This window comes from Microbacterium sp., from assembly GCF_026393345.1.
Classification (GTDB): Bacteria; Actinomycetota; Actinomycetes; order Actinomycetales; family Microbacteriaceae; genus Microbacterium.
Genome location: NZ_JAPLAI010000041.1, coordinates 14594 through 34497 on the forward strand (window position 1 = coordinate 14594; position 19904 = coordinate 34497).

Annotated in this window: 20 protein-coding genes and 1 tRNA gene; 7 read left to right on the forward strand and 14 right to left on the reverse strand. The window is 69.9% G+C overall.

The features are described 5' to 3' along the window. Nucleotides 1-25 precede the first annotated feature (25 nt). Nucleotides 26-1480 (forward strand): HAMP domain-containing sensor histidine kinase, encoded by a 1455-nt coding sequence (locus NT132_RS07065; RefSeq protein ID WP_297786847.1) that lies wholly within the window; start codon nt 26-28, stop codon nt 1478-1480. After that, nucleotides 1477-2133 carry a response regulator transcription factor gene (locus NT132_RS07070; protein ID WP_297786849.1) on the forward strand — a complete coding sequence of 219 codons (657 nt, stop codon included), beginning with the start codon at nt 1477-1479 and terminating at the stop codon, nt 2131-2133. The genes NT132_RS07065 and NT132_RS07070 overlap by 4 nt, the downstream gene beginning before the upstream one ends. A 312-nt stretch (nt 2134-2445) precedes the next feature. Here the strand turns inward: NT132_RS07070 and NT132_RS07075 are convergent, their stop codons facing one another. After that, nucleotides 2446-3798: a PhoH family protein gene (locus NT132_RS07075; RefSeq protein WP_297786852.1), complete on the reverse strand. Its 1353-nt coding sequence runs from the start codon at nt 3796-3798 to the stop codon at nt 2446-2448. A 193-nt stretch (nt 3799-3991) separates the two neighbouring features. Then, nucleotides 3992-4777 carry an isoprenyl transferase gene (locus tag NT132_RS07080; protein ID WP_297786854.1) on the reverse strand — a complete coding sequence of 262 codons (786 nt, stop codon included), beginning with the start codon at nt 4775-4777 and terminating at the stop codon, nt 3992-3994. Between the two features lie 85 nt (nt 4778-4862). Here NT132_RS07080 and NT132_RS07085 point away from each other — a divergent pair, with 85 nt between their 5' ends. Beyond that, nucleotides 4863-5579 carry a hemolysin III family protein gene (locus NT132_RS07085; protein WP_297786856.1) on the forward strand — a complete coding sequence of 239 codons (717 nt, stop codon included), beginning with the start codon at nt 4863-4865 and terminating at the stop codon, nt 5577-5579. 13 nt (nt 5580-5592) lie between these two features. Here NT132_RS07085 and NT132_RS07090 read toward each other — a convergent pair whose 3' ends face one another. After that, nucleotides 5593-5883 (reverse strand): hypothetical protein, encoded by a 291-nt coding sequence (locus tag NT132_RS07090; protein ID WP_297786858.1) that lies wholly within the window; start codon nt 5881-5883, stop codon nt 5593-5595. An 80-nt stretch (nt 5884-5963) separates the two neighbouring features. On the opposite strand from NT132_RS07090, the gene NT132_RS07095 reads away from it, so the two are divergent. Together NT132_RS07095 and greA are read left to right on the forward strand one after the other, a co-directional pair. After that, nucleotides 5964-6353, forward strand: a complete 390-nt coding sequence (locus NT132_RS07095; protein ID WP_297786861.1) for a DUF4307 domain-containing protein — start codon at nt 5964-5966, stop codon at nt 6351-6353. A gap of 88 nt (nt 6354-6441) precedes the next feature. Continuing rightward, entirely contained in the window at nt 6442-6933 is a 492-nt protein-coding gene (greA, locus tag NT132_RS07100; RefSeq protein ID WP_297786863.1) for a transcription elongation factor GreA, read from the forward strand. Nucleotides 6934-6942: 9 nt separating this feature from the next. On the opposite strand, the gene ilvA is transcribed toward greA, so the two are convergent. Further along, on the reverse strand, nt 6943-8169 hold the full coding sequence (ilvA, locus tag NT132_RS07105; protein ID WP_297786865.1) for a threonine ammonia-lyase: 1227 nt from the start codon (nt 8167-8169) through the stop codon (nt 6943-6945). Next, a complete protein-coding gene (locus NT132_RS07110) occupies nt 8166-9353 on the reverse strand; it encodes an AI-2E family transporter (protein WP_297786867.1) in 1188 nt (395 codons plus the stop codon). The genes ilvA and NT132_RS07110 overlap by 4 nt, the downstream gene beginning before the upstream one ends. Before the next feature lie 93 nt (nt 9354-9446). Between NT132_RS07110 and NT132_RS07115 the strand changes: the two genes are divergently transcribed. Beyond that, the gene (locus NT132_RS07115) at nt 9447-10697 is read left to right on the forward strand and encodes a crosslink repair DNA glycosylase YcaQ family protein (RefSeq protein WP_297786869.1); all 1251 of its coding nucleotides are present in this window, start codon (nt 9447-9449) and stop codon (nt 10695-10697) included. Between the two features lie 391 nt (nt 10698-11088). On the opposite strand, the gene NT132_RS07120 is transcribed toward NT132_RS07115, so the two are convergent. The 4 genes from NT132_RS07120 to NT132_RS07135 are packed head-to-tail and all read right to left on the reverse strand — an operon-like array spanning nt 11089 to nt 15165. Then, a complete protein-coding gene (locus NT132_RS07120; protein WP_297786871.1) occupies nt 11089-11979 on the reverse strand; it encodes a M48 family metalloprotease in 891 nt (296 codons plus the stop codon). 32 nt (nt 11980-12011) lie between these two features. Continuing rightward, the gene (locus NT132_RS07125) at nt 12012-12578 is read right to left on the reverse strand and encodes a LemA family protein (RefSeq protein WP_297786873.1); all 567 of its coding nucleotides are present in this window, start codon (nt 12576-12578) and stop codon (nt 12012-12014) included. Between the two features lie 53 nt (nt 12579-12631). Then, a complete protein-coding gene (locus NT132_RS07130) occupies nt 12632-13945 on the reverse strand; it encodes a D-arabinono-1,4-lactone oxidase (RefSeq protein ID WP_297786875.1) in 1314 nt (437 codons plus the stop codon). Then, nucleotides 13942-15165: an alanine racemase gene (locus NT132_RS07135; RefSeq protein ID WP_297786877.1), complete on the reverse strand. Its 1224-nt coding sequence runs from the start codon at nt 15163-15165 to the stop codon at nt 13942-13944. The genes NT132_RS07130 and NT132_RS07135 overlap by 4 nt, the downstream gene beginning before the upstream one ends. A 175-nt stretch (nt 15166-15340) precedes the next feature. Between NT132_RS07135 and NT132_RS07140 the strand changes: the two genes are divergently transcribed. Continuing rightward, a complete protein-coding gene (locus tag NT132_RS07140) occupies nt 15341-15916 on the forward strand; it encodes a hypothetical protein (RefSeq protein ID WP_297786879.1) in 576 nt (191 codons plus the stop codon). Nucleotides 15917-15931: 15 nt separating this feature from the next. On the opposite strand, the gene NT132_RS07145 is transcribed toward NT132_RS07140, so the two are convergent. From NT132_RS07145 to NT132_RS07165, 5 genes are all read right to left on the reverse strand, one after another. Continuing rightward, a tRNA-Leu gene (locus NT132_RS07145) sits at nt 15932-16007 on the reverse strand. Nucleotides 16008-16070: 63 nt separating this feature from the next. Further along, nucleotides 16071-17447: an FAD-dependent oxidoreductase gene (locus NT132_RS07150; RefSeq protein WP_297786943.1), complete on the reverse strand. Its 1377-nt coding sequence runs from the start codon at nt 17445-17447 to the stop codon at nt 16071-16073. A gap of 46 nt (nt 17448-17493) precedes the next feature. Then, a complete protein-coding gene (locus tag NT132_RS07155) occupies nt 17494-18765 on the reverse strand; it encodes a S8 family serine peptidase (protein WP_297786881.1) in 1272 nt (423 codons plus the stop codon). Then, complete coding sequence (locus tag NT132_RS07160; RefSeq protein ID WP_297786883.1) at nt 18762-19337, reverse strand: DUF501 domain-containing protein; 576 nt, start codon at nt 19335-19337, stop codon at nt 18762-18764. The genes NT132_RS07155 and NT132_RS07160 overlap by 4 nt, the downstream gene beginning before the upstream one ends. Before the next feature lie 41 nt (nt 19338-19378). Next, entirely contained in the window at nt 19379-19876 is a 498-nt protein-coding gene (locus tag NT132_RS07165; RefSeq protein WP_297786885.1) for a septum formation initiator family protein, read from the reverse strand. Between the last annotated feature and the right edge of the window lie 28 nt (nt 19877-19904).

The window sequence follows — 19904 nt, forward strand, 5'->3', positions numbered from 1 at the left end:
CGGCACCTCAGGCCATAATCAGACCGTGAGCCAGACGCCGAGGATGATCTCGGCGCGCGTTCGAACGTTGGGGACCATCCTCATCGTGGCGTGCGCCGGGCTCATCATCGCGGGCGGGGTCACGTTCGCCGTGCAGTACGCACGCACCCTCGTCGGCATCGACGTGCGACTGCACAGCAAGATCAATTCGCTCCCCGAACCGTCGTCCGACGAGGACACCCGGGCGTACGCGTCGCGCCTGGTGGCGGGGTTCCTGCCGCTCGAGAACGAGGCGGTGGCGGGGATCATCGACGGCACGGTGCAGGCGCTTCCGGAGGCCGGCACCCAGTTCGACGCGATGAGTGACCCGGCCGTGGTGGATGCGGCCGTCGCCGCGGTTGCCGAGACCGGAAAGACCGCGCTCGGGACCGTGAACACCGCTGAGGGCGGTGTGCGCTTCATCGCCGCACCCATCGGCACGGGCGACGACCCCACCGAGGGCCTGTACATCCGCATCGTCAGCATCGATGCGGAGCTCGCTCCGCTGAACGGGTCGGTGCTGACCTACGGCATCACCGGGATCATCGTGCTGGCGGGCCTCGGCGCCGTCAGCTGGTTCATGACCGGCCGACTGCTGTCGCCGCTTCGCCGGCTCCGTGACGCCGCGGAGTCGGTCACATTCGATGACCTGCGGGCGCGCGTGCCGGAGAACAGCGACGGCGAGTTCGGTGAGCTGTCGCGCACCATGAACCTCATGCTGGAGCGACTCGAGATGTCGGTCGAGAGTCAGCAGCAGCTGCTCGACGACATCCGGCACGAGCTGAAGACCCCCATCACGATCGTCCGCGGGCACCTCGAGATGATGGACGTCGAGGACCCGTCGGATGTCGCCAGCACGCGCGACATCGGCATCACCGAGCTCGACCGGCTCACCCGTCTCGTCGAGGACATCGACCTGCTGTCGTCGGCGCAGGACGACCAGTTCTCCATGCGCCCGATCGATGTGGGACTGCTGACCGAACGCGTCAGCGAGCTCATCACCGCCATCCCCGGGCATCCCTTCAGCATCGCGCAGCTCGCGCGCGGCGTGCTCATCGGCGACGCGGACCGGCTCACCCAGGCCTGGCTGCAGCTGGCGGACAATGCCGCGAAGTACACCCCCGCCGGGACGCCCATCGAGATCGGCAGCGAGCTGGACGCGACCGAGGTGCGACTGTGGGTCCGCGACCACGGCGCCGGAATCCCCGCATCCGCCCGCCGTCGCATCTTCCGCCGCTTCGACCGCGCCGAGGCGCATCGCACGGTCGGCGGATCGGGGTTGGGACTCGCGATCGTCGAGGCCATCGCCCACGCCCACTCGGGCACGTGCGAGGTCACGGACACCGAGGGCGGCGGCGCCACCTTCACCATCCACATCCCGGTCGGCGACCACCCGGACACGCTCATCCCCACGCCGGTGCGCGCCGGCGACGTCGTGCTGCAACGAGAGGCCACCACATGACCCTGATCCTGATCGCGGAGGATGAACCTCGGATCTCGTCGTTCGTCAAACGTGGCCTCGAGGCTGCCGGGTTCGCGACCGAGGTCGTGGCCGACGGCGTCGAGGCATTGGAGCGTGCCCAGTCGAACAGCGTGGACCTGCTGCTGCTGGATGTCGGGCTGCCCAGCATGGACGGGTTCGAGGTCCTGCGTCACCTGCGTGGCCAGGGCTCCACGCTTCCCGTCATCATGCTCACGGCTCGCAGCAGCACGCGCGACACGGTCGACGGGCTGAACGCTGGCGCGAACGACTACGTGCCGAAGCCGTTCAAGTTCGACGAGCTGCTCGCCCGGGTGCGGTCGCGGCTGCGCGAGAACGTCGCCACCGGAACCATCGCAATCGTGCACAGCGACGTGCGCCTCGACGTGCTGGCCCGTCGGGCCAGCGTCGCCGGACGTGAGGTCGACCTCTCGGCGCGGGAGTTCGCGCTGGCGGAGCAGTTCCTCCGCCACCCCGGTCAGGTCCTCAGCCGGGAACAGCTGCTCTCCAGCGTCTGGGGCCTCGACTTCGATCCCGGCTCCAACGTCGTGGACGTGTACGTCCGCTACCTCCGCGCGAAATTCGGGCACGAGCGGATCACCACGGTCCGTGGCGCGGGCTACCGCTGGGAGTGACGCCGCACCTCACCGTCGCACGATGACCGGTGTCGCCGGGTACGCGGAAGGGCCCCCGGCGCTGGGGGACGCCGGGGGCCATGTGGAGTGTTGTGCGAGACCCGAACCCGCGTGTCGATCCTGGTACCGGGGGGAATCCCGGACCGACCACTCCATGTTGTTTTCCGTCAGCGCGATCTGGGGGAATCTGCGCGGTGGAGGGAGGACCTTGCGGCCTTCCGTGGTTCTATCTTGACCCCGCGCAGTGAGAGCCGTACAAGGACCGCGTGAGAAAGCTCTCACGCGGTCCTCGTCATCAGGCGGGGCGGGGGTTCAGAGCAGGTCGGCCTGCTCCAGCAGATCGGTGACGAGCGCCGCGATGGCCGACCGCTCCGAGCGCTGCAGCGTCACGTGCCCGAACAGGCCGTGATCCTTCAACGTCTCGATCACCGAGGCGATGCCGTCGTGGCGCCCGACACGCAGGTTGTCCCGCTGGGCGACGTCGTGGGTCAGGACGACGCGGGAGTTCTGCCCGATCCGGCTGAGCACGGTCAGCAGCACGTTCCGTTCCAGTGACTGCGCCTCATCCACGATCACGAACGCATCGTGCAGGGAGCGGCCCCGGATGTGGGTGAGCGGCAGGACCTCGAGCAGCCCCCGGGCCACGACCTCCTCGAGGACGTTGCCGGAGACCACCGAGCCGAGGGTGTCGAACACGGCCTGCCCCCACGGATTCATCTTCTCCGTGGCATCGCCGGGAAGGTATCCGAGTTCCTGCCCGCCGACGGCGTACAGCGGGCGGAAAACGATGATCTTCCGCTGCTGCGCGCGCTCCAGCACGGCTTCCAGCCCCGCGCACAGGGCGAGCGCCGACTTGCCGGTGCCCGCGCGTCCGCCGAGCGAAACGATGCCCACGTCCGGGTCGAGGAGCAGGTCGATGGCGATGCGCTGCTCCGCCGACCGGCCGTGCAGGCCGAACACTTCGCGGTCCCCGCGCACCAGCCGGTACTCCCCCGGCGCCGTCACCCGGCCGAGCGCCGATCCGCGTTCGGAGTGGATGACGAGCCCGGTATTCACCGGGAACCCCTTCACCTCGTCGCTGACGGCGACCTCCGTCTCGTAGAGGTCACTGAGATCGTCGCCCGACACGTCGAGGGAGGCGATGCCGGTCCAGCCGGAATCCGCGGCCTGTTCGGCCAGGTACTCCTCCGCGTCGATGCCGAGCGAGGCGGCCTTGACGCGCATCGGCAGATCCTTGGAGACGACCGTGACGTGGTGTCCCTCCTGCATGAGGTGCATGGCGACGGCGAGGATGCGGGTGTCGTTGTCCCCCAGCCGCATCCCGGACGGCAGGACGGTCGGGTCGGTGTTGGTCAGCTCCACCCGGAGGGTGCCGCCGCTGCCGACGATGATCGGGAAGTCGAGTCGGCCGTGCTCGATCCGCAGGTCGTCGAGGTGTCGCAGCGCCTGCCGCGCGAAGTATCCCAGTTCGGGGTCGTGACGCTTGGCCTCCAACTCTGTGATGACGACGACGGGGATCACGACCGAGTGCTCCGCGAAACGGAAGAAGGCGCTCGGATCGCTCAACAGGACGGATGTATCCAAAACATAAGAGCGCAGGTCAGTTTCCTGATCTGCGCTCTGGACGACATCCTGCCGGCTCTGCTGTGGTGCTCGTGTGGTCACAACCCGCTCCCACTCCGGGATCGGATCCCGGGGTCCTACGCGTCGACCGGAAGTCACGAATCGTAGACCGTCGGCCGACTCGACCGGGCGCCTTGCCCGATGGGATGAACGTACGTCCGGGCGCCGGTGTCGCGCGAGCGGATGCCGGGCGTGTCGCGTTACGGGTTCGTGAACTTCTGACCCGCGCCGGCGGTCAGCGGCCGTAGCGGCGGTCGCGCTTGGCGTAGTCGCGGATGGCGCGGAGGAAATCCACCTCGCGCAGATCCGGGCCGAGTGCTTCCACGAAGTAGAACTCGCTGTGCGCGGACTGCCACAGCAGGAAGTCGCTCAGCCGCTGCTCCCCCGAGGTGCGGATGACGAGGTCCGGGTCGGGCTGCCCACCGGTGTACAGGTGCTCGCCGATCTGCTCCGGTGTGAGACTCGCCGCGAGCTCCTCCAGCGAACCGCCGCGCTGGTCGTGCTGCGTGATGATGCTGCGCACCGCATCCACGATCTCGCCGCGCCCGCCGTAACCCACCGCCAGGTTGACGTGCATGCCGGTGCGGGTCGCGGTGCGACGCTCGGCCTCCGCCAGCGCGGCGGCGAGCTCGGGCGGCAGCAGATCCGCGCGGCCGACGTGCTGCACGCGCCAGTCCCGTTCCTCGGACAGCTCGGCGGCGAGCTCCGCGATGATCTCGAGCAGGTCGTCGAGCTCCTGGGAGTCGCGCTTGTTCACGTTGTCCACGGACAGCAGATAGAGCGACACCACGCGCACGCCGACGTCGTCGCACCAGCGCAGGAACTCGCGCATCTTCGCCGCTCCGGCGCGATGGCCGTGCGCGGCGGTGGCGTAGCCCAGCTGGCGCGCCCATCGACGGTTGCCGTCGATCATCATGGCCACGTGCTGCGGCACCCCGCCGGCCGGGATGCGACGGCGCAAGCGCTTGCTGTACAGCCGGTAGAGGGGTCCCCGCTCCCCGCGCTCACGGCCATTCGTCACCCCCCTACGCTACTCCGCCCGCACCCGCCCCCCATTCACGGCGCATGTGCTCGGGCCGGAATGCGGCCAGGCATACGCTGGAGGTGTGACACAACCCGCCGACGCACCCGACGTCCCCTCGCTCCCTCTGGTCGAGGAGGCGGCGCACGACGCTCAGGCGGAGATCCGTCCCACGTGGCGCGGGTGGATCCACGCCGGCACGTTCCCGGTGGCCCTCGTTGCCGGCATCGTGCTCATCGTGCTGGCCCACGGAACCGCGGCGAAGTGGTCGGCCGCGGTGTTCATGGTGTCGTCACTGCTCCTGTTCGGAAACTCCGCCCTGTACCACCGCTTCGACTGGAAGCCGCGCGTGAAGATGGTGCTCAAACGCATCGACCACGCCAACATCATGCTGCTGATCGCCGGGACGTACACCCCGGTGGCGGTGCTGGCACTGCCCACCGACAAATCGATCATGCTGCTGTCGTTCGTCTGGGGCGGGGCACTGGTCGGCATCCTGTTCCGCGTCTTCTGGATCAACGCGCCCCGCTGGCTCTACGTCGCCCTCTACCTGGTGCTCGGATGGGCGGCCATGATGTACATCGTCGACCTGTTCCAGACCAGCGTGATCATGATGGTGCTGGTGCTGGTGGGCGGCGTCCTCTACACCGGCGGCGCGATCGTGTACGCGACGAAGCGACCGAACCCGTGGCCGGGGACGTTCGGCTTCCACGAGATCTTTCATTTGTGCACGGTGCTCGCCTTCCTCTGCCACTGGACGGCGTGCCTGCTCATCTGCCTGAACCCCGCCTTCCACGGCTGAGCCGCGGCACGGGTCAGCGGTTGTGGTCGGGATCCACGTCCTGGTCGTCGGCGTCGCTCTCGAGCACGGCGCGATCGCCCTGCGCGGCGGCGAGCTCCTCAGCATCCAGCTGCTCCCGCACCTCCGACCGGTAGCGCGCGCGGCGGATGCGGCGGAGCATGTCGATCACCAGCAGGATGACGATGACCGCCAGCACCGCGATGACGGCGAAGCCCCACGGTCCCGGGGTCACGAGGGACTCGTCGACCATGCCGGTGTCGCTCGGCGAGGGCGTCGCCGCCGCTGCCCACGGCAAAAGATTCATTGGGTGTCCCCGTTCCGAACGCGCAAGCCATCGCGAGCGCATAGCCTGGAAGTCCAGCCTATTCCCGACGCGAGAGTGCGATGACAACCCAGCAGATGCTCGATGACCGTTACGGCCGCACCCCGCGCAGCCGGCGGTTCTGGATCGTCTTCGCAACGATCGGCCTCACGATCGCCGTCGCGGTGGCGGGATGGTTCGCACTGTCGTCCTCGCAGGGCTCGGCCGAGGCGAGCGACACCGGCTTCGCACTGGTCGACGAGCACACCGTGTCGATCTCGTTCCAGGTGTCGGTCCCCGCCGGCAACGAGCTCGCCTGCGCGCTGGAAGCCCTCGATTCCGAGCATGGCGTGGTGGGCTGGCGCGTGGTGCAGTATCCCGCCTCCGACGCGCATTCCCGCGCCTTCACCGAGACGATCCCGGTGCTCTCGGAAGCGACGACGGGTTTGGTCAACTCCTGCTGGGTGCCGTAATCTAGCCGCACGTGACGACGCCCCGGTGCACTGCCGGGGCGTCTTGGCATTCGCGGCCCACGCGCCGCGACGTACGAAGGAGACGCTCGTGTCTGCAGATGCTCCGGTGACATTCCTCACCCAGGACGCGTACGACCGACTCGTCGACGAGCTCGAACGACTGTCCACCACCGGCCGGATCGAGATCGCGAAGCGCATCGAGGCCGCCCGGGAAGAAGGCGACCTGAAGGAGAACGGCGGGTATCACGCCGCCAAGGATGAGCAGGGCAAGCAGGAGGCCCGCATCCGCACCCTGCAGTCGCTGCTGAAGGGTGCCAAGGTCGGCGAGGCGCCCACCAGCACCGGCGTGGTCGAGCCCGGGACCGTCATCACCGCGATCGTGGCCGGCGGCGAAGAGATCTTCCTCCTCGGCAGCCGCGAGATCGCCGTGAACAGCGAACTCGACGTGTACAGCGAGGCCTCTCCGTTGGGAGCGGCGATCCTCGGCCTCAAGGAGGGTGCGAAGACCTCCTACACCGCCCCGAACGGTCGCGAGATCGGCGTCGAGATCGTCAAAGTCGAGACCTACAACGGGCAGTAAGCCCGCCGCTCAGTCCGCGACGACGGTGGGCTCGTAGCCAGCCTGCTCGAGCGTCTGGATGACGTGACGGCGATGTTCCTCGCCCCGCGTCTCGACACTCAGCTGCAGGATCACGTCGCTGATCTGCAGCCCGTGGCCGTGCCGTGTGTGCAGTACCTCGGTGACGTTCGCCCCCGCCTCGGCCAGGAGCTCCGACACCCGAGCCAGCTGACCGGGGCGGTCGGGCAGCGGGATGCGCAGCGTCATGTAGCGACCGGATGCGGTGAGACCGTGCGCGACGACGCGCTGCAGCAGCAGCGGGTCGATGTTGCCGCCGGACAGGATGGACACCGTGGGACCGGTGGCCTTCACCTTGCCGGTGAGGATCGCGGCGACCCCGACCGCGCCGGCGGGCTCGACCACGAGCTTCGCACGCTCGAGCAGCACCAGGATGGCGCGGGCGATGTCGTCGTCGGTGACGGTGACGACCTCGTCGACGACGTCCCTGATGATGTCGAACGGCACGTCGCCCGGCCGGGCGACGGCGATGCCGTCGGCGATCGTCGGTGTGGTCGCGACCTCCAGCGGGCTGCCGGCGGCGAGCGACGGCGGGTAGGCGGCGGAATTCGCCGCCTGCACGCCGATGACGCGCACGGTGCGCCCGGCGGCGGCGGCGCGGGCCTTCACGGCCGCGGCGACGCCGGCGATGAGCCCTCCCCCGCCGATACCGACGATCACGGTGTCGAGCTCGGGCATGTCCTCCCAGAGCTCCAGGCCTACGGTGCCCTGGCCGACGATGATGTCGGGGTGGTCGTAGGGCGGGATGAGCACGGCCCCTGTGCGCTCGGCGAACTCGGCGGCGAGGCGGAGCGGCGTCTCGACGGTGGCGCCCTCGAGCACGACCTCGGCGCCGTAACCGCGGGTCGCGAGGAGCTTCGGCACCGGGACCCCCAGCGGCATGAAGATCGTGGCGGGGATGCCGAGCCGCTTCGCCGCCAGCGCGACGCCCTGGGCGTGGTTGCCAGCCGACGCCGCGACCACGCCGCGGGCGCGTTCCTCCGCGGTCAGACGGGACAGGCGGTACGCAGCGCCGCGGATCTTGAACGATCCCGTCCGCTGCAGGTTCTCGAGCTTGAGCCGCACCGGCACACCGAGCAGGTCCGAGAGGTATTCGGAATCGTTCAGCGGCGTTCGGGTGATGAGCGGCGCCAACACGGCTGCAGCGTTCTCGAAATCGGCCAGTGTTGGCAGGGTCACGCCCGTTTCCTCCTCTGTCGGGGAACTGTGCTCCAGATGAGATCGCCCGGCGCGGGGCGAAGGCCCGTCTCCCAGGAGCGGCGGGAGAGGTAGAGGGCGGCCACGTTGACGAAGGCGGCGAGCGGCACAGCGAACAGTGCGCCCGGGATGCCGCCGATGAGCGCTCCACCGGCGACGACGAGCACGACCGCGAGCGGGTGCACCTTCACTGCAGAACCCATGAGCAGCGGCGGCAGGATGTGGCCCTCGATCTGTTGCACCCCGAGCACGACCACCAGCATCCAGACAGCGATCCACAGTCCGTTGTAGACGAGCGCGAGGAACACCGCGACCGCGCCGGTGAGGACGGCACCCACGATCGGCACGAACGCGCCGAGGAACACCAGCACGCCGACGGGGATCGCCAGCGGCACGCCCAGCAGGAACGCGCCGAGGCCGATGCCGACCGCATCGATAGTGGCCACCAGCAGCTGCGTGCGGGCGTAGTTCACGACTGTGACCCACCCGGTGCGGGCGGCGCCGTCGACGGCCACGCGGGCACGTGCCGGGAACAGCCGTTGCGTCCAGCGCCAGATGCCTCCGCCGTCGGCGAGGATGCACAACAGGATGAAGACGGTCAGCAGCGCACCGGTGGCGACGTGACCGACCGTCGAACCGATCGCGAGCGCACCGGACAGGAGCAGTTGCGCCTGCTGCTGCAGCAGGTCGCCTGCCTGGGCGAGCAGGTCGTCGATCTGATCGGCGGTGAGGTGCAGGGGACCCTCGAGGAGTCCGACCCGCAGCTGAGCCAGTCCATCGATCGTGCGCGCCTGGACGGAGCTCCACTGCTGGGCGATCTGCCACCCGGCGAGCCACAGCAGGCCACCGATCACGGCGACCGTGCCGAGCAGCGCAATGACGATCGCCAGCCACCGCGGCATCCGGTGCCGCAGCATCCAGCTGAACGCGGGCCAGAGGAGCGCGGCGAGGAGGATCGCGACGAGCAGCGGGATAACGAGGATCTTCAGCTGGATGACGAGCCAGACGACCACGGCGATGGCGCCGGCGATCACCAGGAAACGCCAGGCGTACGCGGTAGCGACACGGAGACGTCGGGGCACCGCATCCGTCACATCGGTCGAGACCGTGCGCGCCCGCCAGGCGTCACGGAACGACCCGCGGGGCTTGGGGTCGGGAGCGCTCATCCCGCCAGTCTAGGACTGCACCCGGGAGCGGCCCGCGCGCCAACGGAGCGCGGCCGTGCCGCCGTGTCGGTGGCCGCCCGTAGGCTGTCGCCCGTGCGCACCCGCTTGACCCGTCCCCAGGCTCGCCGAGTCGCGTTGTCGGCGCAGGGGGTGGGCGGCACGCCCCCGGCGGCTGTCACCGCCCGCCAGCTGAACCGGGAGCTGTCCCGGATGGCGACGCTGCAGATCGATTCGGTCAACGTGTTCGCCCGGTCGCACTACATGCCGTTGTTCTCGCGCCTCGGCGCCTACGACACCGGCCGGCTCGACCGGCTCTTGTTCCAGCACCCGGCGCCGTACGTGGAGTTCTGGGCGCACCAGGCGGCGTTCATTCCTGCGACCGACTGGAACCTGTTCGGCTTCCGGATGGCGGAGCACCGGGCACGGCACGAGCGGACCGGATGGTTCGCGGTGGACGACGAGACTCTGCAGTGGGTGCGGACAGAACTTCGTGATCGCGGGCCGATGCGGCCGGCCCAGATCGAGCACGATGCGGAGCGCGCGACGCGGGGCCCCTGGTGGGACTGGAGCGCGGTGAAGAGTTCGCTGGAGTACCTGTGGTTCACCGGCGAGGTGGCGATCGCCGGGCGCCGCGGGTTCGAGCGTGTGTACGGACTGGCGGAGGATGTGATCCCCGCCGATACGCTCTCCCGCCCGGTGCCGCGGGAGGAGGCGTTGCCGATCCTCATCGAGCGCGCCGCACGCGCCTGCGGTGTGGCCACGATCGCCGACCTCGACGACTACTGGCGCATCCGGGATCAGCGCACGGTCGCCACGGTGGTCCGTGCGCTGGAGGCCCAGGGCATCCTGCACCCGGTGCAGGTGGACGGCTGGCGTCAGCCGGCATGGCTGCATCACGCCGCCTCGGTGCCCCGCTCTCTCGACGGTGCGACGGTGCTCACCCCGTTCGATCCGGTGGTGTGGTTCCGGCCGCGGGCGGAGCGGTTGTTCGACTTCGACTACCGGATCGAGATCTACACGCCGGCCCCGCAGCGCCGGTTCGGGTACTACTCGCTCCCGGTCGTGATCGGCGACCGGGTGGTCGGCCGCGTGGATCTGAAGGCCGACCGGGCCGCATCCGTCCTCCGGGTGCAGGCGGCGTGGTGGGAGCCGGAGCCGCCGCTTGGGGCCGCGGAACGCCTCGCCGACGTGCTCCGCGAGGCCGCACGGTGGCAGGGGCTCGCCGGCCTGTCGGTATCGCGCTGGGGCAACGCCGCCGAGGACGTCGCCCGCGCACTCCCGGAGGCGTCACGGCACGTCGCGGGGCCGGAGCCGGTCGCCCTCGCCGGCGACGAGCCCGGCTGAGCTCCGCATCCGGTCCGGTCGCCGCCGCGCTCTGTCCGGCGTGCCGTCGTTCGGAGAAGTGGAGCACCGCGCCGCGGGTCCTGGGGCCGTCGTTCGGAGATCCGGCACAGGACGCCGCGCCGTCGTTCGGAGATGCGGCACAGGACGCCGCGCTCCCCTGGGCCCTCGTTCGGAGATGCGGCACGACACGCTGCGCAGCGAACGCCGTGACGGCCACATCCGGTCCCGAATCCGAACGACGGCACGGCCGGCGCAGCACGGTCCGAGCCTGCATCCGAACGACGGACCAGGCGACGCCACCGCGACCGCCGACATATCCGAACGACGGACCGGGCGGGCGCGCGGCACCCGGGCCGGAATCCGAACGAGGGACCCGGGGTGGATGCGTGAGCTAGAACTGCCCGCCCATCTCGCGCAGGCGCACCACCCGATCGGCGAGCGGCGGATGCGTGGCGAACAGGCGCGAGAGCATTCCCGGGCGCAGCGGGTCGGCGATCCATAGATGCGCCATCGAGGTGTTCGCCCGCTGCAGCGGTGCCGCGTGAGCCGCCAGGGTCTCGAGCGCGGACGCGAGACCCTCTGGGTCGCGCGTGGTGAGCGCGCTCGTCGCATCGGCCAGGTACTCCCGCTGCCGCGAGATCGCCGCTTGCACGAGCCCCGCCAGGAGCGGTGCGACGACGGCCGCGACCACCCCGAACAGCAGGAACACGAGCTGGGCCGGATTGTTGCCCCCACTGCGTCGGAGCCCGCCGAAGAACACGGCACGCAGCATCATGTCGGCGACGATGCCCAGCGCCACGACGAGTCCGAAGACGAGGAGCGACACCCGGATGTCGTAGTTCCGGATGTGGCCGAGCTCATGCCCGAGCACGCCCTCCAGCTCGCGGTCGGTCATGACCTCGAACAGGCCGGTGGTCACCGCGATGGCCGCCTTCTCCGGCGTCCGCCCGGTGGCGAAGGCGTTCGGCGCGGGGTCGTCGACGACGTACAGCCGCGGCATCGGGGTGCCCGTCGTGATGCACAGGTTCTCGACCAGTCGGTAGTACCGAGGCGCGTCGGCCTGGGTGACCTCGACGGCACCGGACAGGGCGAGCGCCTCCCGGTCGGCCGCGAAGTACTGGATGACCGCGTAGCCAGCGGCGAACAGCAGCACGAACGCGGTGATCCACCAGTTGTTGCCCGCGAGCCAGCCGACGAGGAGCCCCACCGCGCCGAGCAACAGCACGAAACCGACGAGGATCAGCCAGGTGTTGCGCTTGTTGCGCGCGATCGCCGAATACACCGGGCTCCCCTCGCCGCGGTCGGATCAGGCCGTCAGAACTGCACGCGCGGCGGTTCCGCGATGGACGCGCCGCCGACGACCTCGAAGAACTCACGCTCGCTGAAGCCGAGGCGCCGTGCGAAGAGGTTGTTCGGGAACACCTTGATCTTCGTGTTCAGCTCCCGCACCCCGCCGTTGTAGAACCGTCGCGAGGCCTGGACCTTGTCCTCGGTGTCGACGATCGACTGCTGCAACTGCAGGAAGTTCTGGCTGGCCTGGAGCTGCGGATACGCCTCAGCGACTGCGAACAGAGACTTCAGCGCCTGCTGCATGTGACCTTCGGCGATACCCGCCTCGGCCGGCCCGCTGGCGTTGATCGTCTCGGCACGCGCCTGTGTGACGTTCTCGAACACCGCCTTCTCGTGCGCGGCGTAGCCCTTGACGGTCTCGATCAGGTTGGGCAGGAGATCAGCGCGCCGCTTGAGCTGGACAGTGATGTCGCTCCACGCCTCGTCCACCCGGACGTTCAGCTGGACGAGCGAGTTGTACGTCGCCCAGAGGTAGATTCCGACGATCACCACGAGAGCGACGACGATCAGAACCGGGATGAGCCATTCCATGTCGGTGCGTTCTCCATTCCCCGTTTTCGGACATCCTACGCCGGGCCGCCGAGCTACTCTCCCAGCACCCGCGTGAGGTAGGCGTTGTGGAACCGCCGGTCGGGATCCAGGCGGTCGCGGAGGGCGACGAAGTCGTCGAAGCGCGGGTAGCGCGTGCGCAGCACGGCCGCATCCAGTCGGTGCATCTTCCCCCAGTGGGGTCGGCCCTCGAACCCCTGCATGAGTTCCTCCACCGCGGTGAAGTAGTCGGTGGGATCCTCACGCCAGTACCGGTGGACCGCGAGGTACGCGCTGTCCCGGCCGTGCGCGGTGGACAGCCACCGGTCATCGGCGGCGGCGACCCGCACCTCGATCGGGAACGACAGCGGCCACCGTTCGCGGTCGATGAGCGCGCGGAGCGCTTCGAACGCCGGCCGCAGGCTCGCCACCGGAATCGCGTACTCCATCTCGCGGAACCGCACGTCACGGTGCTGGGTGAACACCCGGTTCGAGCGGTCGGTGTATTCACGCTGGCCGATGGTGTTGGCCCCGAGCCGGGCGAGCGGCGTCGCGAGCGCGGGGACGGCGGTGGATGCGGCGCACAGCACGCGGTACGCGTGGTTCGACAGCAGCGTGTCCTCGATGAAGCGACCCGTCACGGGCAGCGGATGCCGCGGTGCGCTCTCCGGGAGGCGCGTGTTGGTCTTCGTCTGCGCGACGTCGGTGCGGGGGAACCAGTAGAACTCGAAATGGTCGGCGTCCGCGGCGCGGGCGTCGAGTTCCGGAAGCAGTTCGGCGAGCGGCTCGCGCTGTTCCACCGCGTGGAGCAGGAACGCGGGCACCACCTCGAGAGTGACCTCGACCAGGATGCCGAGCGCCCCGAGGCCAAGCGCCACGGCGGGCAGCAGCTCCGGGTTCTCGTCCTCGTCGACGCGGAGCACCTCCCCGTCCGCGGTCACCAGCGTCGCGCCCACCACCTGGGTCGACAGGCCCCCGAAACGCGCGCCGGTGCCGTGGGTACCGGTCGAGATCGCCCCGGCGATGGTCTGCCGGTCGATGTCGCCGAGGTTCGTCATGGCCCAGCCATAGGGGGCGAGGAGCCGCGGCACCTGGTGGAGATGCGTCCCCGCGCGCAAGGTCACCCGCCGCCGATCCCGGTCGACCCGCACGAGCCCGGAGAGGTCGCGGAGGTCCAGGAGGATGTCGGGGGCTGCGGCGATGTCACTGAAGCTGTGGCCGGCGCCGACCGCCTTCACCCGGAGGCCGCGGGCGGCAGCCGCACGGACCGCGCGGCGGACCGCATCCGTCGACGCCGGGAACTCCACCCGGAGCGGCCGCACCGCGGTCGTGCGACCCCAGTTGCGCCACACGCCACCGGGGCGGGTCACAGGAACGCCTTCCCTTCGCCACGGTAGGTGGGACTCGTGCCGACCAGCTCGGAGCCCACGACGAGGGCGTAGCCGACGACGCGTTCGGCGAGCTCGCCACTCTTGGCGTGCCGGAACCAGACCCGGTCCCCCACGCTCAGCCGCTTCGCCGCAGCACCCTGGAGCGGGGTCTGCACCTCGCCGGCGCCCTCGCGCCCGAGCGTGTGGAGGCCCGTGGGCCAGACCGGTTCGGGTTGGCGGGATGCGACGGGCGGTCCAGATGCCACCCAGCCGCCGCCGAGGACGGTGGCGATGTCGGCGAGGGGCTTGCGCACGACGTCGAGCGTGAACGCGGCGGCCGGCGCCGGGTCGAAGGCGCGGTAGTGCGAGAACAGATGACCGGCGAGCAGGCCGCTGCCGGCGGTGAGCTCGGTCACCGCCTCGTCGCGGCTCGTGACCTCCAGCGAACCGGTGCCGCCGCCGTTGACGAATTCGAGCGCGGCGACGTCACGCAGGCCCGCGACGATCGCCCCGCGGCGGTCGAGCAGCTCGTCGGCGGAACGCCGCTGCATCCATCGGATGACGGGGTCGCCGGGGCCGGCGGAATCCGGCTGACCGGCGATCTGTGCCTCGTACATCATGAGACCCACGAGGGTGAAACCGGGGCGACGAGTGATTGCCTGGGCGAATCGGACCACCTCGCTGGGGTCGTGGAGCGGGGAGCGACGCACCCCCACGTGCCCGAGTCCCGGCGCGCGCCAGGAGGCATCGGCATCGATCGCGACCCGGATGTCCGGCCGGCTGCCCGGCGCGGCGATCGCGTCGACAAGGTCGAGCTGGGCCTCGTCGTCCACCATGAGCGTGATGCGGGACGCTGCCGCAGGGTCGGCGATGAGGCGGGCCAGCGCCTGCCGATCGGCGGTCGGGTACCCGAGCACGATGTCGTCGTGGTCCTCGGCGAGCCACAGCGCCTCGGCGAGTGTGAAGGCCAGGATGCCGGCGTACCCCGGGAGCCGCAGCAGTGCGTCGAGCATCTCTCGCACCCGGATGGACTTGCTCGCCACGCGCACCGGCACGCCGCCGGCGCGGACCATCATGTCCAGCGCGTTGTAGCGCAGCGCGTCGAGGTTCACGGCGGCAATCGGTGCGGGCAGGTGCGCCACCGCATCCGTCATGCCCTGCCAATACGCACGGGGGTCGCGCCACGGCTGGGCTCCGCCGCCGCTCAGCAGATCGATCATGCGCGCACGTTCCGACGTCGAGTCACAAACATGCGCCATAGCCTACGGGCGCGGGCGGCGGATGCGAGCGCGGGCCTCGTGCTGGTCACCGCGAAGGCGGAGCGCGGCTGCTCCCGGGCAACGCACTGCCACCGACTCTGCCTCGGTCAAGAATCGGGCGGTTTAAAGTCGGGACGTGGACGTCTTTTGGGGGACTCTTGCAGGCGCGATCGTCGGAGCCGCGGTCGGCGCATTCGCATCCTGGCTGTTCGCGCTCGATCTGCGTCGACGGGAGGCACGGGAGCGGAGTGCAGATCGTGAGCAGGAACGACTGGATCGGGCAGCCGAACGAGAGGAGTCGCGGCGCGAACGTCAGAGTGAGGCGGAGCGGCGCTGGCGACGAGATCGCGTCCTCGCTATGCGCACCGGGCTTGCAGGGGTGTGGAGCATCCTCTGGGAGTGGGCGCTTGCGACCTCGGACCATGAGCGCGAGGAGGGACGGCTCCTTTTCATCAACGCGCTCAACGAAGTGAAAGGTGAGACCCGTCACGAGGAATCCGACCTCTGGTGGGATCTGTATCGGATGGCGCGAAGCCCGGTCTATGAACACCTTCCGGTCGTTGCCGACATGCTCCAGGACTACCTCGCTGGCTACGGCCTCATCTCGAACCCGCAGCACTGGGCGAAGCGAGCCACATCCACCGGGCGACACCTTCACGAGGACTCATCGAACGACCTGCCGACCGACGTCGACGAGGGCGACAAGCGTTGACATCACACCGATCTCTGGTACCCCCGGTGGGACTCGAACCCACACTGAAGCGATTTTAAGTCGCCTGCCTCTGCCATTGGGCTACGGGGGCGCGTCTTCACCCTAGACGCGGAAACGCCGCCGTACCCAGAGGATGCGGCGGCGTTCACGGAGCCTACTTCGCGACCGGCGCCTTCGCGGCCGGGGCCGCGTCGGCGGCGGCGACAGCCGGGCGGGGGCGGGAGGCGAACTCCTCGAAGAACCCGCGGGGGTGCTGCACCGGCTCCAGGTTCACGATGTCGCGACCGAGCCAGAAGTTGTTCCACCAGCCCCACAGCACGCGCCACTTGCGCTCCCAGGAGGGCATCGCCAGGCCGTGGTAGCCGCGGTGGGCGATCCAGGCGACAAAGCCCTTGAGCGCGAGGTTGCCGGACTGGAAGACACCGTTGTACAGACCCAGACCGGCCACGGCACCGAGGTTCTTGTGCACGTAGTCCTTGGGAAGCTCGCCGCGAAGCACCGCGATGAGGTTCTTCGCGAGCCGCTTCGCCTGACGCACGGCGTGCTGGGCGTTGGGCACGCAGTAGCCGCCGACGCCGCCGCCGGTGAGATCGGGCACAGCGGCCACGGCACCGGCGGTCCAGGCGCCCTCGACGACGTTCCCCTCGGCGTCGACGACGCGGAGGTCGGCCTGGGCGCGGATGCGGCCGCGCTCCTCGGTCGGCAGGTCGCCGCCCTTGACGACCTGCGGGTTCGCCATGACTCCGGCGGTCCACACAATGATGTCGGTGGGGATGATCTCACCCGTCGACAGCTCGACATTGCCGCCGACGGCACCGGTGACCTGGGTGTCCAGGTGAACGAACGCGCCGCGCTTGGCGAGATCCTTGAGCACCCATTCGCTGGTCTTGAGCGACACCTCCGGCATGATCCGGCCCATCGCCTCGATCAGGTGGAAGTGGGTCTCGTCGAAGCTGAGCTCGGGGTACTTCTCCAGCAACGCCGAGGCGAACGAGCGCAGCTCCGCGAACGTCTCAATACCGGCGAACCCACCGCCGACGACGACGACGGTCAGCAGCCGCTCGCGGGCAGGGCCCGCGGGGAGGGCAGCGGCCTTATCGAAGTTCGAGAGCAGCTTGTCGCGCACCCAGACGGCCTCTTCGATGGCCTTCATGCCGATCGCGTTCTCGGCGATGCCGGGGATCGGGAAGGTCCGCGAGACGGATCCGGCCGTGACGACGATCTGGTCGTACGGGAACTGGTACGGCTCGCCCAGGGCGGGCGTGATCGTGGCGACCTTGTTGGCGTGGTCGATGGCGGTGACCTTGGCCGCGACGACGTGCGTGCGCTTGAGGTGGCGGCGCGTGGCGACCACGGCGTGCCGCGGCTCGATCGCGCCGGCCGCCACCTCGGGCAGGAACGGCAGATAGGTCATGTACGGCAGCGGGTCGACGATGGTCACATCGGCCTCACCCTTGCGTAGCTGCTTCTCGAGCTTCCACGCAGTGTAGAACCCTGCGTACCCTCCACCGACGATGAGGATGCGGGGCACGACATTGGTCACTGTGCTTGTCACGATGGGAAAGAACTCCTGAGAATCAACGGCGTGGTGCGCGTGGCGCTCGCGCCAATCGGACGCGTCGGACAGCAGCAGTGACGCCGAGCGCTACCAGTATAGCTGCGACTGTGAGCCCCATAAGCGGCAACGAGCCGTAGAGGAGCGTCGCCTCCGTTGGCAATAGCGGCGAACCACCCGCGCTCGGCTGATCCGCTTCCGGCAGCGCGGGCACCTGCACCGGATCGATGGAGGTTTCGGGCATCGGCGTCCCCTGCGCGCGGCGATGGACGCGGATCCATTCGCGCAGGTCGCCCATGGGGTTGGCGCTCACCGTGGCGACGGGCGCAGACACGGCGGCGGCCGCATCCACCAGGCCGTAGCCGTACTGGTTGTCCGGTAGGTCTCCCACCCCGGCGGGCGGACGAGCGGTGCGCACGATGCGGTTGATCACGTTCGCGGCGTCTAGCTCGGGATGGGCGGCGCGGACGAGCGCGGCGATGCCGGCGACGATGGGCGCCGCCCCGCTCGTGCCGTCCCAGGTGACGAGCTGGCCATCTGCGGACACGCCGAGCAGCTTCTCGCTGGGTGCGTCGACCCCGATCGTGATCCCCTGGGTGGAGGCGGCGACGCTGGCCCGGCCCTGCGGGTCGACTCCGCCGACCGTCAGCACGCCGGGGATGGTCGCCGGCGCCCCCACGCGCGAAGTGCCGCTGCCGCGGTTGCCGGCAGCGACCACCACGACCACATCGTGGTCGAAGGCGTACAGGAAGGCGTCGTCCCAGGTCTGATCCCAGTCCAGCGTGTTGGTGGTGAACGACAGGTTGATGACGTCGGCGCCGTGGTCGACCGACCAACGGATGGCGTCGGCGACCTGCGTCGTGATCGGGACTGTCGTGCTCGACCCGAAGCCCACCGAGACGGAGAGCAGGTCCGCCTCGGGTGCGACGCCGATCATGCCGCCGGGGGTCTGGCGTGCGGCGGCGAGCGAGGCGACCCAGCTGCCGTGGTTGGCATCCACGACGCCGACCGGAGTACGGCCGTCGGCGGCACCCTCCCCCGAGACGTCGGTGCCACCCACTACGGCGCCCTCGAACGCGGGAGCCTTGCCGATGCCGGTGTCGATCACAGCGATGCGGACGCCCTCACCGCGCGTCGTGGCCCAGGCAGTCTCGATCCCGTAGTCGTCGAGCCAATACTCCTGCGCCCGGACCGGGTCCGGGGTGACGTCCGGGGTCGAGGCCAGAGCGGATGCGGGCGCGAACACGGCCCACACGATTCCGGCGGCAGCGACCGCGCGGAGCGCCCGTCTCATCCAGGCTGCCCGGCGTCGAGAACGGCGTCGAGAACGGCGTCGCCACCGGTGGGGGCGCCGAGGGCAGCGCCCGGGTCGGCGCAGACGCAGCGCTCCGGCGACCAGTCGCCGCGCGCGAGGGCGGCGTCACCGATCGGGTTCACTCCGGGACCGGCGGCCAGCGCGTGACCGGCGAGAGCGTGCAGGCACTTCACCCGGGTCGGCATGCCGCCCGCGGAGACACCGGCGATCTCGTCGACCTCGCCGAAACCGGCACGATCGGACAGGTACGCCTGGTGCGCCCGGAGATAAGCCGCCGCGACATCGGGATCGTCGAGCTGCGCCGCCAGCTCCGGCATCACATGCTCCGCCTCCAGCCGAGACATCGCGGCGGTGGCTCCGGGGTGGGTCAGGTAGTAGAACGTGGGGAAGGGCGATCCGTCGTCCAGCCGGGGTGCGGTGGCCACCACGGTGGGGTTGCCGCAGACGCACCGTGCGGCGATGCCCACGGCACCTCGGACGGGGCGGCCCAGCTGGGCGCGCAGCACCGCGAATTCAGCATCCGTGACAGGGGCGAACGGCGGAGTACTCACCGTGCCAGGCTACCGGCAGCTCCCCGGGAAACCGCCGCGCGTCACCCGACGGGGCCGGTCGCGCTCTGAGCCGCGCCGGCGACGACGACGGACCGCACGAGCTGCGACATCCAGTCGGTGCGGGTCTGCTGAACCTCATCGCTCACCGCGGCCCGTTCCTGCGGCTGCTGGGCGGCGCTGAGGTCGTTGTCGACGAGGTAGAAGATCTCCCCCGGCTGCGTGTAGTAGAGCCGTTCGCGGGCCTGCGTCATGATGTAGGCCGGGTCATTCCAACGGTCGTCCTGCGCTTCGAGATCGTCGATCTGCTCCTGCGTGACCTGGACCGCGTGCTCGAGCGCGGCGATCCGCTGCCGCTGGTCGACGTAGGTGCCGATCGTCGGCACCAGCACGAGCACGGCGAGCACGACGAGCCCGAGCATGATGATCATGAACCCGGACAGCCGGATGCCGCCGAGCCACTCCCGCACGTCGACCCGGCGCCGCGCGGACCGCTCGGCCGCGGGCGGGGACGCGGAAGGGGGAGCCGTTCGTCTGGACACGACTCCCCCTTCCGATCAGATGTGTGCG